This is a genomic window from Mycobacterium scrofulaceum (genome assembly GCF_002086735.1).
Lineage (GTDB): Bacteria > Actinomycetota > Actinomycetes > Mycobacteriales > Mycobacteriaceae > Mycobacterium > Mycobacterium scrofulaceum.
This window is the reverse complement of sequence record NZ_MVIJ01000064.1, coordinates 14,515-27,284: the sequence shown is the minus strand read 5'-3', so window position 1 is coordinate 27,284 and position 12,770 is coordinate 14,515. Positions and strand designations below refer to the sequence as shown.

At 69.1% G+C, this 12,770-nt stretch carries 14 protein-coding genes; 5 read left to right on the top strand and 9 right to left on the bottom strand.

What is annotated here, in order from left to right:
* Window positions 1–105: 105 nt before the first annotated feature.
* The gene (locus BST44_RS26005; protein ID WP_083179778.1) at window positions 106–1,380 is read left to right on the top strand and encodes an HNH endonuclease; all 1,275 of its coding nucleotides are present in this window, start codon (window positions 106–108) and stop codon (window positions 1,378–1,380) included.
* An 8-nt stretch (window positions 1,381–1,388) separates the two neighbouring features.
* Here the strand turns inward: BST44_RS26005 and BST44_RS26000 are convergent, their stop codons facing one another.
* From BST44_RS26000 to BST44_RS25990, 3 genes are all read right to left on the bottom strand, one after another.
* Window positions 1,389–2,084, bottom strand: a complete 696-nt coding sequence (locus BST44_RS26000) for a mycothiol-dependent nitroreductase Rv2466c family protein (RefSeq protein WP_083179777.1) — start codon at window positions 2,082–2,084, stop codon at window positions 1,389–1,391.
* Window positions 2,085–2,106: 22 nt separating this feature from the next.
* Window positions 2,107–3,030, bottom strand: coding sequence for an HpcH/HpaI aldolase/citrate lyase family protein (locus tag BST44_RS25995; protein WP_083179776.1), 924 nt, complete (start codon window positions 3,028–3,030; stop codon window positions 2,107–2,109).
* Between the two features lie 151 nt (window positions 3,031–3,181).
* Window positions 3,182–4,144: a hypothetical protein gene (locus BST44_RS25990; protein ID WP_083179775.1), complete on the bottom strand. Its 963-nt coding sequence runs from the start codon at window positions 4,142–4,144 to the stop codon at window positions 3,182–3,184.
* Between the two features lie 324 nt (window positions 4,145–4,468).
* On the opposite strand from BST44_RS25990, the gene BST44_RS25985 reads away from it, so the two are divergent.
* Together BST44_RS25985 and BST44_RS25980 are read left to right on the top strand one after the other, a co-directional pair.
* Window positions 4,469–5,038, top strand: coding sequence for a hemerythrin domain-containing protein (locus BST44_RS25985; RefSeq protein WP_083179774.1), 570 nt, complete (start codon window positions 4,469–4,471; stop codon window positions 5,036–5,038).
* A 22-nt stretch (window positions 5,039–5,060) separates the two neighbouring features.
* Window positions 5,061–6,524, top strand: a complete 1,464-nt coding sequence (locus tag BST44_RS25980; RefSeq protein ID WP_083179773.1) for a protein adenylyltransferase SelO — start codon at window positions 5,061–5,063, stop codon at window positions 6,522–6,524.
* Window positions 6,525–6,526: 2 nt separating this feature from the next.
* Here BST44_RS25980 and BST44_RS25975 read toward each other — a convergent pair whose 3' ends face one another.
* The 4 genes from BST44_RS25975 to BST44_RS25955 all read right to left on the bottom strand — a co-directional run bounded on the left by BST44_RS25975 (window position 6,527) and on the right by BST44_RS25955 (window position 8,941).
* Window positions 6,527–7,354 carry an LLM class F420-dependent oxidoreductase gene (locus BST44_RS25975; protein WP_083179772.1) on the bottom strand — a complete coding sequence of 276 codons (828 nt, stop codon included), beginning with the start codon at window positions 7,352–7,354 and terminating at the stop codon, window positions 6,527–6,529.
* 5 nt (window positions 7,355–7,359) lie between these two features.
* Window positions 7,360–7,764 (bottom strand): DUF4267 domain-containing protein, encoded by a 405-nt coding sequence (locus tag BST44_RS25970; RefSeq protein ID WP_083179771.1) that lies wholly within the window; start codon window positions 7,762–7,764, stop codon window positions 7,360–7,362.
* Between the two features lie 317 nt (window positions 7,765–8,081).
* On the bottom strand, window positions 8,082–8,510 hold the full coding sequence (locus BST44_RS25960; RefSeq protein ID WP_083179770.1) for a YkvA family protein: 429 nt from the start codon (window positions 8,508–8,510) through the stop codon (window positions 8,082–8,084).
* A gap of 44 nt (window positions 8,511–8,554) precedes the next feature.
* Entirely contained in the window at window positions 8,555–8,941 is a 387-nt protein-coding gene (locus BST44_RS25955; RefSeq protein WP_083179781.1) for a DUF732 domain-containing protein, read from the bottom strand.
* 119 nt (window positions 8,942–9,060) lie between these two features.
* Between BST44_RS25955 and BST44_RS25950 the strand changes: the two genes are divergently transcribed.
* Window positions 9,061–9,924, top strand: coding sequence for a phytanoyl-CoA dioxygenase family protein (locus tag BST44_RS25950; RefSeq protein WP_083179769.1), 864 nt, complete (start codon window positions 9,061–9,063; stop codon window positions 9,922–9,924).
* 3 nt (window positions 9,925–9,927) lie between these two features.
* Here the strand turns inward: BST44_RS25950 and BST44_RS25945 are convergent, their stop codons facing one another.
* Window positions 9,928–10,860, bottom strand: a complete 933-nt coding sequence (locus BST44_RS25945; RefSeq protein WP_083179768.1) for a DMT family transporter — start codon at window positions 10,858–10,860, stop codon at window positions 9,928–9,930.
* Window positions 10,861–10,977: 117 nt separating this feature from the next.
* Between BST44_RS25945 and BST44_RS25940 the strand changes: the two genes are divergently transcribed.
* Entirely contained in the window at window positions 10,978–11,193 is a 216-nt protein-coding gene (locus BST44_RS25940; protein WP_083179767.1) for a hypothetical protein, read from the top strand.
* A gap of 30 nt (window positions 11,194–11,223) precedes the next feature.
* Here the strand turns inward: BST44_RS25940 and BST44_RS25935 are convergent, their stop codons facing one another.
* Entirely contained in the window at window positions 11,224–12,654 is a 1,431-nt protein-coding gene (locus BST44_RS25935) for a C45 family autoproteolytic acyltransferase/hydrolase (RefSeq protein ID WP_083179766.1), read from the bottom strand.
* Between the last annotated feature and the right edge of the window lie 116 nt (window positions 12,655–12,770).

Sequence of the window (12,770 nt, the reverse complement as noted above, 5' to 3'; positions counted from 1 at the left end):
ATCCACTGGGCGTACGCGCGCATTTCCGGTGAGGCAACGACCCACCCTTTCGCGCGCATTTCTGACGAGTCAACGCGGTCGGTCACCCGGGTTACTATCGCACGTATGTTCGAATACTTGCCCGAGGTCGACCCGTCGGCCGACGAATCGACGCTGATCGAGCAGATCGCCGAGCTGGAGACGGTCAAGTCCGCGGCGGCGGCGCGCCAGGCTCGGGCGACGGCCGCTCTCGACGCTTCGCGCCGGGCTTCCGAAGCGGCGGCCGGGGTGCCCGCCGCGCGGCGGGGCCGCGGGGTGGCCGGCGAGGTCGCGCTGGCGCGGCGTGATTCCCCCGCCCGGGGTGGCCGGCATCTGGGCTTCGCGAAGGCCCTCGTCTACGAGATGCCGCACACGCTGGCGGCGTTGGAGCGCGGGGCGCTGTCGGAGTGGCGGGCGACGCTGATCGTCCGCGAGAGCGCCTGCCTGGACGTCGAGGATCGGCGCGCGTTGGACGTGGAGTTGTGCGCCGACCCGGCAGGCCTGAGCGGCATGGGCGACGCGCGGGTGGCCGCGGCCGCGAAGGCGATCGCCTACCGGTTGGATCCCCACGCCGTCGTCGAGCGGGCGGCCAAGGCGGAGCGGGAGCGCACGGTCACCATTCGTCCCGCGCCCGACACGATGACCTACCTGACCGCCTTACTGCCGGTGGCCCAAGGGGTTTCGGTGTACGCCGCGCTGCGCCGGGAAGCGGATACGCGCGGGGATGGGCGTTCACGGGGTCAGGTCATGGCGGACACGTTGGTCGAACGGGTCACCGGCCGCAGCGCCGCGGTCCCCACTCCGATCGCGGTCAACCTGGTGCTGTCCGACCAGACACTGCTCGGCGGCGACCACGCGCCGGCCGACATCGCCGGCTACGGCCCCATCCCCGCCGCGGTCGCGCGCGCGATGGTCAGCAGCGCCGTCGCCGACCGACGTTCGCGGGCGACCCTGCGCCGGCTCTATGCGCATCCCCGGACCGGGGCGCTGGTCGCCATGGAGTCGCGATCGCGCATCTTTCCGCGTGGGCTGGCCGCATTCATCGGGCTGCGCGATCAACGCTGCCGCACCCCCTACTGCGACGCACCGGTCCGGCACCGCGACCACGCACGGCCGTGGGCCGACGGCGGCGCGACCACCGCGGACAACGGCCTGGGGCTGTGCGAGAACTGCAATTACGTCAAGGAAAGCGCGGGGTGGCGGGTAACCACGACCGTCGACGAAAACCACACCCACACAGCGCTATTCACGACACCCACGGACAAGAGCTATAGGTCGGCCGCTCCGCCGCGCGCCCCAACGATCACGGTCAGCGAGCTGGAAATCCGGGTTGGGGTGTCGCTCGCGCGACATGCAGCCTAGGGGGGTCGTCAAGCCTGGCCGGTGAGGCGCTCGACGTCGACGACCTCGCCACGATTGATGCTGACCCAGTCGCGCCCATCGAGATAGGGGCGCAGCGTGCGGCCGATCAGCTCGGAATCGGCGGGCGACTTGGGCCGCTGCAGCTCGTAGACGTGGGGCAGCTCCGCCATGCCGGTGACGACGTTCCACAGCGTCACGGCCTTGGGCCCGGTCGGCGGGTCCACCAACACCGGGCCAAACAGGCACTGCCCCAACAGAAACAGTGTCGGCACCCCATAGCCGCCGGCATCGATGACCCGTTGGTGGTCGTGGCGGATCTCGTCGTGGGTCGTCGGATCGTCCAGCGCCGCGTCGAAAACCGATGCCTCGACGCCGATGTCGCTCAGCAAGCGGCGGGCGACCGCCGGGTCGTGCGGCTTGCCGCCCAGCGTGTGCAGTTCATGCCCGATCGCGGCGTACCACCGATCCAGCAGCGACATGTCCGTGCGGCGCAGCAGCGCCCCGATGCGCATCAGCGACCAGCCGTAGGACCACTCCCGCTCCCACGGGTGCTTCTGGCCCTCCGACCGGTTGACCTCCTCGAGGCTGAAGAATCGCCAGTCGACCGTGATGCCGAGTTGCTGGCGAACCTCGCGGATCCACAACGACGTCTGGTAGGCGAACGGGCACATCGGGTCAAAGTGAAAATCCACCACAACCCTCATTTCGGACCCCGCGTTCTGCCGCTCAGTAGTGATAGGTGTCCGAGGGCGCGGGCGAATGGTCCCGTTCCTCGTCGTCGAAGTCCGACGATTCTATGTCGTAGGCGCGAGCCAACTCGAGGATCTTCGTGGCCCGCGCGATCCGCGGCAGGTCCGATCCGTTGCGGATCTCTCCCCCGTCGCGTTCGAACTCGGCGAAAAACTCTTTGGCCCAGGATATTTCGTCTTGCGAAGGTGACAGGCCCTCGTTCACCACGGCGCACTGGTCCGGGGTCAGGCAGATCTTGCCGGTCATCCCGAATTCGACCGAAACCGCCGTGGCCTCGATCAGTTTCAGCGCGTTGGAGCCGATCGTGGGCCCGTCGATGGCGCTGGGCAGGCTGGCCGCCTTGGCGGCGATCGTGAAGCGGGACCGGGCGTAGGCCAGCGTGCTCGGGTCCTCACCGAAACCGGTGTCGCGACGGAAGTCGCCGATGCCGAAGGCGAGCCGGAATGTGCCCTTCGCCGCGGCGATCTCGGTGATGCGCTCGAGGCCGCGGGCCGTTTCGACCAGCGCCACGATCGGCACGTTGGGCAGCCGTTGCGCGGTCTCGGTGACGTGGTCCACCGACTCGACCATCGCCAGCATCACCCCGCCGACCGGCGTGCCCGCCAGGGCGGCGAGGTCGTCCGCCCACCACGGGGTGCCGAAGCCGTTGACGCGGACCCAGTCGGTGTTGCCGGCGCCCAGCCAGCTCACCACGTTGTCGCGCGCCGTGTGCTTGTCCTTGGGCGCGACGGCGTCCTCGATGTCGAAGACGACGATGTCGGCCCGCGAGTGCACCGCGGACTGGAACCGGTCGGCGTGCGCACCGTTGACCAGTAGCCAACTCCGGGCCAGAACGGGATCGATGCGGTACCCGATGACGTCGTCGGATTCCGTCGCGCTGGTGTTGACCTGGTCGTACATTCGTCTCTCACGGTTGTCACTGTCGGGCTGGTGCCTTAACCGTAGCGATGTCCCCAAACGGGCGGTTGGGCGTGCCCCCCGGACACGCAAACGACTCGGCCGCCCGGGCGGATCGACACCTCGCCCGGGCGGCCTAGCGTTTCAGCCTCGGCTAGTTGATCCCGACGACCTCCTGCGCGATCGCGGCGACGCGCGTCTGCGCGGCCGACACGACCCGCTGGCGGTTCTTGTTCGCCTCCTCGTAGGCGATGATCGCCCGCACGTCACTGGGGTTGGCCAGTTCCTTCACCTCGGCCACGGCCTCGCTGACGTTCAGCTCGTCGTAGTTGGCGATGGGCAGCTCGTCGGCGTCCAGGACTCCCACGGCGGCGCGGGCCGCGTGCAGCGCGTCGGCGGTCTGCCGGGCGCCTTCGTTGCGGGTGACCTTTTCGGCCGCCTCGAGTGCGGCGTTGCGCGACGCGGCGAGCGCCCGGGTGGCCACGTCACCGGCGTGGGCGCTGCGGCTCACCAGCTCGTTGAACGTCGGCCGGGCGGAGCGCAGCGCGTCCGCGGCCCGGTCGACCCCCCGCACCGACCACTCGACCGGCAGGTTCACCAGTTTCACCGCGGTACCGGCCGCCGCCTGCAGTGGCGTGCGACGCAGCGCCGCCGGGCCGCCGAGCGCGTCTTCGGCCAGGACGGTCGTCAGCCAATCGACGGTCGCGGAGTGGGCGGTGATCAGCCGGTTGGCCAGGCTCTCGACGTCGGGAAGTTCGGCGGCGACGGCCAGGGCCTTGAGGTAGCGGGCCCGGTCGAGCAGCTGGTCTTCCAGCGCGAGGTCGCCCAGCAGTGCCTCGTCGAACGGTTGCGCCTGTTCCGTGAGGGCCTTGACCGCCGCGGCGGCGCGGCCCAGGAAAGGACCGACGATGTCCGGGACACCGCCGAGCCCGCGGATCGCCTTCTCGATCGCCTCGGAGCGATCGCGCGCGTTCGACGCGTTCTGCGTCAGCTCACGCTGGACGGCCTCGGTACGCGCCTGCGCGATGCGGGTCTCGGCCACCTGGATCTCGGTATTGGTCAGCTGGTGCAGCGCGCGCAACTGCGCCAGCACCGTGGTCTTGTCCGATGAAGTCATCGAAGATCTCGCCTCCTGCGTTGATTGTTGGATCGGCACGAAAGCGCCTTTCCAACGGCTACCCGTTCGCCCGCCGACAGATAACATCGGCACCCGCCCTGTGACGCAGATCGCTTTCGCGGGCCTCGGCGCGCAAACGACGTTGGCGGACAACAACAATGCGCCCGGCACCGCAGGCGAGAAGCGAGTTGTGCCTCGAACGAAGTCCCGGCCCGCGCGGGCACCTCGGGGCTTCGTTTACGCGTCTGTGCAGGGGGTATGCCAAGCCATGCCGCACTCAGCCCACAGTGCGCGCCCATTTCCCGAAAACTGGAGGTATCGGCGATGGCCGACATGATTGTCCAATCGCCCGACGAAGTCGTCGCATTCCTGAAAGCGCAGCACAACCTCATCGAGGACATGTTCGACGAAGTGCTGCACGCGACGGACCCCGAGGCGCGCGAAAAGCCGTTCGCAACGCTGCGGCAGCTGCTGGCCGTGCACGAGACGGCCGAAGAAATGGTGGTGCACCCGCGCGTGCGCCGCGAGGCCGACGCCGGCGACGCGATCGTCGACGCCCGGCTCCACGAGGAGCACGAGGCCAAGGAGCTGCTGTCGAACATCGAAAAGCTCGACATCACCTCGCAAGAGTTCGTCGACCAGGTCGCCAAACTGCGGCAAGCCGTGCTCGACCACGCCCACCAGGAGGAGAGCGAGGAGTTTCCGATCCTGCAGCGCGAGGTCGACGACGCCGACCTCAAGCGGATGGGCGCGGCGGTGCGGGCGGCTCAGGCCATCGCACCCACGCATCCGCATCCCGGCGTGGAATCGGCGAAGTTGAACTTCGCCCTCGGACCGTTCGCGTCGATGCTCGACCGCGCCCGCGACCTCATCGGGCAGGCGCTCGGCTCGTAACGCTTTCCGTAGGCTTGTCGAGGTGAGCGTCGCCCCGGATAGGACCGTTGCGCTGGAAGACCGCTTCTTTCGGGCATTGCCGGAGATGGCGGTCCGTTGGCAGGCGGAAGCGCCGGCCGACATGCGGCTGCTCGCCCTCAACGGGCGCCTCGCGGCGGAACTCGGTCTGGACGCCGGCTGGTTGCGCGGCCCCGACGGGTTGCGCTTCTTGGTGGGCGACCTGGTTCCCGAAACCGCCGTGCCGGTGGCCCAGGCCTACGCCGGGCATCAGTTCGGCGGCTTCGTGCCCCGGTTGGGCGACGGCCGCGCGTTGCTGCTCGGCGAGCTCGTCGACGACGACGGGCGCCTGCGCGACATCCACCTGAAAGGCTCCGGGCCGACGCCGTTCGCCCGGGGCGGCGACGGGTTCGCCGCGGTGGGACCCATGCTGCGCGAGTACATCGTCAGCGAAGCCATGCATGCGCTCGGCGTGCCGACGACCCGGTCGTTGGCCGTCGTGGGGACCGGCCGCCCGGTGCTGCGCGAGGCGGAACTGCCGGGGGCCGTGCTGGCCCGCGTGGCCAGCAGCCACCTGCGGGTGGGCAGCTTCCAGTTCGCCGCGTCCACCGGCGACATCGGCCTGCTGCGGCGGCTCGCGGACCACGCGATCGCGCGCCACCACCCCGGCGCCGCGGAGGCCGAACGCCCCTACCTCGCGTTGTTCGAGGGGGTGGTGGCCGTCCAGGCGGCGCTGGTGGCGCGGTGGATGCTGATCGGGTTCGTCCACGGGGTGATGAACACGGACAACGTGACGATCTCCGGCGAGACGATCGACTATGGACCGTGTGCCTTCATGGAGGCCTACGACCCCGACACGGTGTTCAGTTCCATCGACTTCTGGGGCCGCTACGCGTACGGCAACCAGCCCGTCGTCGCCGGCTGGAACCTGGCGCGTTTCGCCGAGACGCTGCTTCCGCTGCTGTCCGACGACGTCGAGGAGGCGGTCGCGCTCGCGGAGCAGTCGTTCGGGCTGTTCCAGCGCGAGTACGACGCCGTGTGGTCGTCCGGGATGCGCGCCAAACTCGGCCTGTCCGCCGAGGTCGACGCGCAAGGCATCCAGTCACTGAGCGACGAGTTGCTCACCCTGCTGAAAAACAGCCACGTCGACTACACCTCGTTCTTCCGCGTCCTGAGCCGAGCCGCGCGCGGCGATGCCGAACCCGCGCGCGGGAAGTTCGTCGACCTCGCCGGCTTCGACGCGTGGCTGTCGCGCTGGCGCGCGCTGCGACCCGACGCCGATGTCATGGACCGGGCCAACCCGGCCTACATTCCGCGCAACCACTTGGTCGAGGAGGCCCTGACGGCCGCCACGGCGGGCGATCTCGGCCCGCTGGAACAGCTCCTCGCCGCGGTGACCTCACCCTACGACGAGCGGCCGGGCCTGGAGCGCTACGCCAGCCCGGCCCCGGAGGACTTCGGCAAGTACCAAACGTTCTGCGGCACTTAGCGTTACGTTAGCTTCGCGGACTCGGTTCCGAGCTCGTCGAGGCGGCGCAGCGTCTCGTCGCGCGGCTCGGTCGGCAGTTCCACCAGCACATGCTCCACCCCGAGGGCGAGGTAGCCCTGCAGCTCTTCGGCCGTCGGCGCACCACCATGGAAGCTGATCACCGGCACGTCGGGGCCCGCCAGATCGCGCAGCTGCGCGAGTTGAGGAGCCAGGACTTCCGCAGAGGGCGTCATCGACAACCAGCCGGCATGCAGCCGGGCGATGCGCTTGAAACCCGCCGGACCGCCCCCGAAGTACATTGGCGGATAGGGTTTCTGCACCGGCTTGGGCCAGCTGTAGATGGGGTCGAAGTTCACGAACTCGCCGTGGAATTCGGCTTCTTCGCGCGTCCAGATCTGAACCATCGCGTCCAGCCGCTCGTCGGCCACCCGCCCTCGGACCCTGGGGTCGACACCGTGGTTGGCGATCTCTTCGCGTAGCCAGCCCACCCCCACGCCGAACCGAAAACGCCCCTGTGACAGCAGATCGAGCGACGCCACTTCCTTCGCCAAGTGGATGGGATCGCGCTGCGGGACCAGCGCGATCCCGGTACCCAGGACGAGCCGTTCGGTGACGACGGCGGCGGCGGTCAGCGCGACGAACGGATCCAGGGTGCGGTAGTACTTCGGCGGGATCGGACCGCCCGCCGGATAGGGGGTTACGTCGCCGGCCGGAATGTGGGAGTGCTCAGCGAGAAACAGCGACTCGAAACCACGCTGCTCGAGCGCCCGCCCCAGGTCCGCCGGGCCGATGCCCTCGTCGGTTACGAACGTCAGTACGCCTAGGCCCATGGTGCTCAGTCAACCGCATCGGCTTTGTCCCGGCCACCGCTGGGCCGCGGTCGGGCCGCGCCCCAGAGCCCGACGCCGATGCCGACGACGGCGCCGCCCAGACCGATGATCCGCTGCGAGGGCTTCAGCTCGCCGTGGACGCTGATGCCGCCGAGCAGGTCGGCCGCGTCGGCGCCGCCGGACGCCAGGAACCAGCCGCGGGTGTTCTTCCCGCGCAACGCCGACGCCGCGAGCATCCCGCCGATCAACGCGTCGCGATATCCCATCGAGCGCAACAACAATCGCGCCGTCGGGGTCGGCTCGTCCGGGTCACCCCAGACTCGGTTCGCGGTCAAGGGGTCGACGAGAAACCAGACGCCGGAGGTGAGTCGGATAGTGCCCGCCAGAAGTGCCGCTCGGTCGATTGACATGCTCGGCAGCCTAGAAGCTCACCGCGCTTCCGCGCACGGCTTCACCCCAACAACCGGTCACGGGGCGGGGCACGGGTGCGCGATCGGTATGGGAACCGGCCACAAGCGGTGGTCAGGCCGAAGGCCACGGCACCGGCGGCCGTCGGGAACACCGCTTCGACCCGCGTCCGAATCCGCGCAGCCTCTCAGCGTGAAAACCGTCCACCCGAACCCGGTGCACAAACAAGGAATCGCCAGCCACAGCGCCGATTCGACCAGGGCGCCGACCCTGACCTGGGGTAGCCCGTGGTGCGCCGAAGTAGATCCACGACCGCGGCTCAGTCCAGTGCCGGATCGGGCAGGCCGCACAGCTTGCACAGGGTCGCGAGGCCGTCCGGCGTGCCAGGCCAGTGCTCGGCCAGCGGACCCGGTCCGGCCGTGCGGCTGATCCAGCGCAGCACCAGGCCGACGATGATCACGTCGTCGGCGAACCCGATCACGGGGATCGCGTCGGGTATGAGGTCGATGGGCGACACCACGAAGGCGATCAGCGCGACCAACGCGACCCGGATCCGCCGCGGCAGCTCGGGGTCGGCGGCCAGGCGTTTTAGCAGCCGCAGCACGTCGGGCAGCAGGCGCACCAGGTCCTGCATGCTGGCCTTGGGTCTCATCAGCCATAACGTCACGGCGAGGACCAGCCAGATCACCGCGAACGCACTGACGATGCCGATCGGGACCATCCACCAGCCGGACCACATCCTGTCCATCTTGATGGGCTGGGTCGCGCCATGCCAGGGCCGGCGGGTTTCCCCTATGCTGCGGCGGGCGGCGCGGGCCAGGGAAACTCGGGGCCGACCCAGGTGTTCGACGGGGGCGGCGGTGGCTCCGTCGTCGGTTCGCCGAGGTGCTGGGGGCAGTAGACGCGCACCGCGCTGGTCGTGAACTCGGTCGCGTCCGAGACCGTGAATCCCGCATTCTCCGACGAGACGCTCTGGATGACGTCGGCCTCGGAGTGGCCCTGGTCCATCAGTTCGCAGGCCTTCTTGGCGACCCGGATGGCGACGGCGGCGTTCTTGTAGGGAACGCCGGACCGGTCGAGCGCCGCCAGGAAGTCCGCGTCCGGGTTCCCGGCAGGATCGGCGTGTGCGGGCGTGGCCGCGCCAACGATGGCGGCGAAGCTCACGAGAACGAGAAGCATCCGCACCGCTCCCATCCTGGTACAGATCGTCTGCATTGTCTCGTCGGCGTCCGCGGCGATTCGGTGGGAGACGGCGCGGACTCGGCTTAGTGTGGGAGCCGGACGAAAGACGAGTGCCAATGAACATCGACGACGAGTCCGTGACGACACTGGAAGACCTCCGAGGCGACCTCGCGCAGCGGTACAGGCGGACCCCGAGCGGCGGAAGCGCGGTCGACGGCGCGATCGTCGAGGCGGACATGGCGGCCCTCGACCGCGACGGCTACGTCATCTGGGAGGGCCTGCTCACCCCGGAGGAGTGCGGCCACATCCGTGAGGTGGTGCGCCCGTGGCTCGGCCACACCGGCCGGAACTCGTTCGAGGGCCGGCGCACGCAGCGCATCTACAGCCTGCTGAGCAGGACGCGGGTGTGCGACGGGATCGTCGACCATCCCCGGGTGCTGGCGGTGCTCGATCGGCTGCTGATGCCCAACTACCTGCTCTCGGCGCTGCAGGCCATCAACATCCAGCCCGGCGAGGCCGCGCAGCTGGCCCACCATGACGACGGTTTCTACCCGGTTCCGCGCCCGCGAGAACCGTTGGCGGCGGCCACGATCTGGGCCATCGACGACTTCACCGCCGACAACGGCGCCACCGTCCTCTACCCCGGCAGCCACCGTTGGGGCAAGCGCCGGCCCGGCCCGGGCGATCGGGTGATGCCCGTCGTCATGCCGGCCGGCTCATGCGTCTTCTTCGTGGGCACCCTGTGGCACGGCGGGGGCGCCAACAGCACCGGCCGCGACCGACTCGCCGTCACCGCCCAGTACTGCCAGCCGTGGCTGCGGCCGATGGAAGCGTTCACGCTGTCGATTTCGCGCGACACCGCCCGCGCCGTCTCCGACGACATCCGCCGGATGCTCGGCTACAGCATCCACCCGCCGTTCGTCGGCGCGGTGGACGGTCTGCACCCGCTGCGACTGTTGGAGACCACGCAGGATTCGTAGGCCCTAGCTCGGGTTGCCGCAGGCGCCCACCAGGCTGGCCGCGTCGGCGGGGGCGGACTGTCGCTGATTGCCCACCTCGATCGCCTGACTGCGGCTCAGCGCGACGGCGGCGGCCGCCATCGCCCAGACGGCGACGGCCAACTCCAGCGTCGTCGCGCCTCGCACCGCCAGGTGTTCGCCGAGCACCGCGATGCCCAGCGCGACCGCGACAACCGGCTCCCCCACCAACATGATCGGCACCGATGCCTGCAACGCCCCGGCGTGAAAGGCCGAGTTCTGTACCAACGTCGCCGCCACGGCGAGGGCGACGAGCAGGTATGGAGCGGGCACGCTCAGCAGCGCGTGCCAACCGCCGACGGCAAACCGATGAGTGCAGATCTTCGTCAGGACGGCGATCATGCCGAGCAGGACCGCGACGGCGACGCCCAGCAGCATCGCCCGCGCACGACCGGCGGCGCGGCGGGCCGCGGTGACGCACACGATCAGCAACGGCACCGACACCACCAGCGCCAGCGTCCACGCGGGCACCGGAGGGCGGTGATGGCCCTCGCGGGGCTGGCCGACGAGCACGAACAGCGCCAACGCCGCCGTCAACAGCGCCGCCCAGCCCCACTGGGATGCGCTGATGCGCTGGTGGCAGAGCCTCGCGCCCAGCGGCAACGCGAACAGCAGCGAGGAAACGAGCAGCGGCTGGATCAGCAGCAGCGATCCGTGCGCCAGCGCCACGGCCTGAAACACGTAACCGGCCACGGCGGCGACGGTGCCCGCCCACCACAGGGGCCGGCGGGCCAGCGTCGTCACCATCGTTCCCGACATGCCCTCGTCGGCGGGGACCTCCTGGGCGGCTCGCTGCCGAACCACGATCCCGACCGCCGCCCAGAACGCGGACAGCAGCGCCGAAAAGATTGCGACCGCGTGCGATGCCACCCACCCCATGCCCGTGCGTGTACCCGGGGCTCCGGCGCGCAGAACATCGCGGGCGTCAGGCTGGCATGTGACACACCGCACATTTATGCTGAGCATGTATCGCAGGTCACAACCCAAAGGAGCGTGATGGCCGCACCCCACGGCTCGGGCAAACGCGTCGTTGTCGTGCCGCGTTCGGGCGGAGCGATCAACTCGCACCGGATGCTGCTGGCCGTGGTGGTGGTCATGGCCCTGATCGCCGCCATCACGGGCATCGTCGTGGCCGCGTCGACGGGGCACACCACCGCCGCGCTCGCCATCGCCATCGTGGCCGGCGGGTGGTTTTCCGCCGCCCTCTGCTAGACCCCGCACAGCCGCCCGATCGCGCTTAGGTCAGCTGTCGGGCGCGGCCTCCGGGCGGAAGCGCGTCCACGGCTGTCGCGGCCGATCCTGCAAACAGTCCCGCTGCCAATTCCACTGCGGGTGCGTGCGGAGAAAGTCCTCGGCCACGAACTCGGCACCGTCGGCACGACCGAACCTTGCCCACAGGCTCATCGACTCGACATCGGCGGACGTGACGACTTTCCCGTCCACGGATCCGTGCGGGCTGAACGCGGTGACGTCGTTGAACTGGCAGGGGTCGGCGTCGTAATGCGCGCAGATCGTTCGCGCCGACGGCTGGTCGCGGCCCAGGTAGGGGTCGAACGTGTCACCGAGCATCCGCTGGGCTGAATCGGTGTCGATGCGTCCCTCGTGCTCCGCGAGGAGTTGTTGCCAGCGGACCTCCCGCGCGCCATTGGGCGACCGAACGTCGTCGAAACCCGTCGCGCCGCACTCCAGGTTGCGAATCCTCGGATCCTTCGGGGCATTGTCGCCCCAGAAGTAGCCGTCGGCCTTCCGGGAGAGGCTTTGATACAGCAAACCCTGTTCGTGGCAAGCAATCTCACCGGTATTGATGTCCCCGATCAACCACGAGCAAGCGTAGCCGCCGTTGTTGTCGGTGTTGAGTATCTCGACCCAGTCGTCGATATCGCGAGCGTACTGAGCGGCCGTGCGGGCGCGAACGAACTCCGGCGCGCGATTCTCGTCATAACCTTTGGAGCCGTCGTAGCCGCTGATCGTCGTCTCGCTGATGGCCAGACCCGCGCCGGTGAGCCAGAAATCGGTCATGCTGGCGATCCAGCCGGGCGTGGTCTGCATCACGATCCGGTGGCCCTCGTCGGGTGTGAGGTCCAAGATGACGTTTTCGAACTGACCCTGCCAGAAGTCCGTAAAGCTGGTGTGCGCCATCACGATTGAGCCGTCCGCGGTTGCACCGCCGGTCGCGATGAAGGCGCTGCAGTGGCTGCCCTGACTCGGTGGCGACGCCAACGCGGCATACCGCCCAGCGTGTTTCGGCCACCAATAGCCGGTGAGTTCCATCCAGTCGTTCATGCCGAGCACGTCCTGAAACGTCGCTGGCGCTCCCGCTGCGGTCAGTCCCGCGGCGACGCCTTCCATCTCCTCGCGCAGCTCGTCAGGGACCTTGTCGGCATGCAGTTCGTTGGCCCTGTCGACGAAGAAGCCATAGTCCATGCCGATCTTCTGGTAGGTCATCTGCTCGTAGGCGCGGACCGCCGCCGCGTACTCGTTGGCGACGAGGTAGCCGTACTGGAACCCCCGCGCCATCGGCGCGCCTTTGACGGTGACGTGAATCCATCCGTTGACTTCCCGCCGCGACGCCTGGTCGAGCCACGCTCGTTGTTCGGGGCCGAGCGCTGCCGTCGACGACGGCCGAAGGTCCGGATTCCGTGCTGAACGCCTGCGCTCGTGTTCCCTGCTCATCGACTCTCTCACTGGGCTCGGCTAACAGAGCCTGGCTTACCCATCGGAGCCCGAGATTCACAAGCTCGACGGAATTGAGCCGATCGGCACATCGCGCCAGCGCACCGCGCGCCCAG

What these genes read in the sequence shown, in the direction of transcription:
- BST44_RS26005 (WP_083179778.1), top strand. Translation starts at nt 106, where the DNA reads ATGTTCGAATACTTGCCCGAGGTCGACCCGTCGGCCGACGAATCGACG.
- BST44_RS26000 (WP_083179777.1), bottom strand. Translation starts at nt 2,084, where the DNA reads ATGAGGGTTGTGGTGGATTTTCACTTTGACCCGATGTGCCCGTTCGCC.
- BST44_RS25995 (WP_083179776.1), bottom strand. Translation starts at nt 3,030, where the DNA reads ATGTACGACCAGGTCAACACCAGCGCGACGGAATCCGACGACGTCATC.
- BST44_RS25990 (WP_083179775.1), bottom strand. Translation starts at nt 4,144, where the DNA reads ATGACTTCATCGGACAAGACCACGGTGCTGGCGCAGTTGCGCGCGCTG.
- BST44_RS25985 (WP_083179774.1), top strand. Translation starts at nt 4,469, where the DNA reads ATGGCCGACATGATTGTCCAATCGCCCGACGAAGTCGTCGCATTCCTG.
- BST44_RS25975 (WP_083179772.1), bottom strand. Translation starts at nt 7,354, where the DNA reads ATGGGCCTAGGCGTACTGACGTTCGTAACCGACGAGGGCATCGGCCCG.
- BST44_RS25970 (WP_083179771.1), bottom strand. Translation starts at nt 7,764, where the DNA reads ATGTCAATCGACCGAGCGGCACTTCTGGCGGGCACTATCCGACTCACC.
- BST44_RS25960 (WP_083179770.1), bottom strand. Translation starts at nt 8,510, where the DNA reads ATGGACAGGATGTGGTCCGGCTGGTGGATGGTCCCGATCGGCATCGTC.
- BST44_RS25955 (WP_083179781.1), bottom strand. Translation starts at nt 8,941, where the DNA reads ATGCTTCTCGTTCTCGTGAGCTTCGCCGCCATCGTTGGCGCGGCCACG.
- BST44_RS25950 (WP_083179769.1), top strand. Translation starts at nt 9,061, where the DNA reads ATGAACATCGACGACGAGTCCGTGACGACACTGGAAGACCTCCGAGGC.
- BST44_RS25945 (WP_083179768.1), bottom strand. Translation starts at nt 10,860, where the DNA reads ATGGGGTGGGTGGCATCGCACGCGGTCGCAATCTTTTCGGCGCTGCTG.
- BST44_RS25940 (WP_083179767.1), top strand. Translation starts at nt 10,978, where the DNA reads ATGGCCGCACCCCACGGCTCGGGCAAACGCGTCGTTGTCGTGCCGCGT.
- BST44_RS25935 (WP_083179766.1), bottom strand. Translation starts at nt 12,654, where the DNA reads ATGAGCAGGGAACACGAGCGCAGGCGTTCAGCACGGAATCCGGACCTT.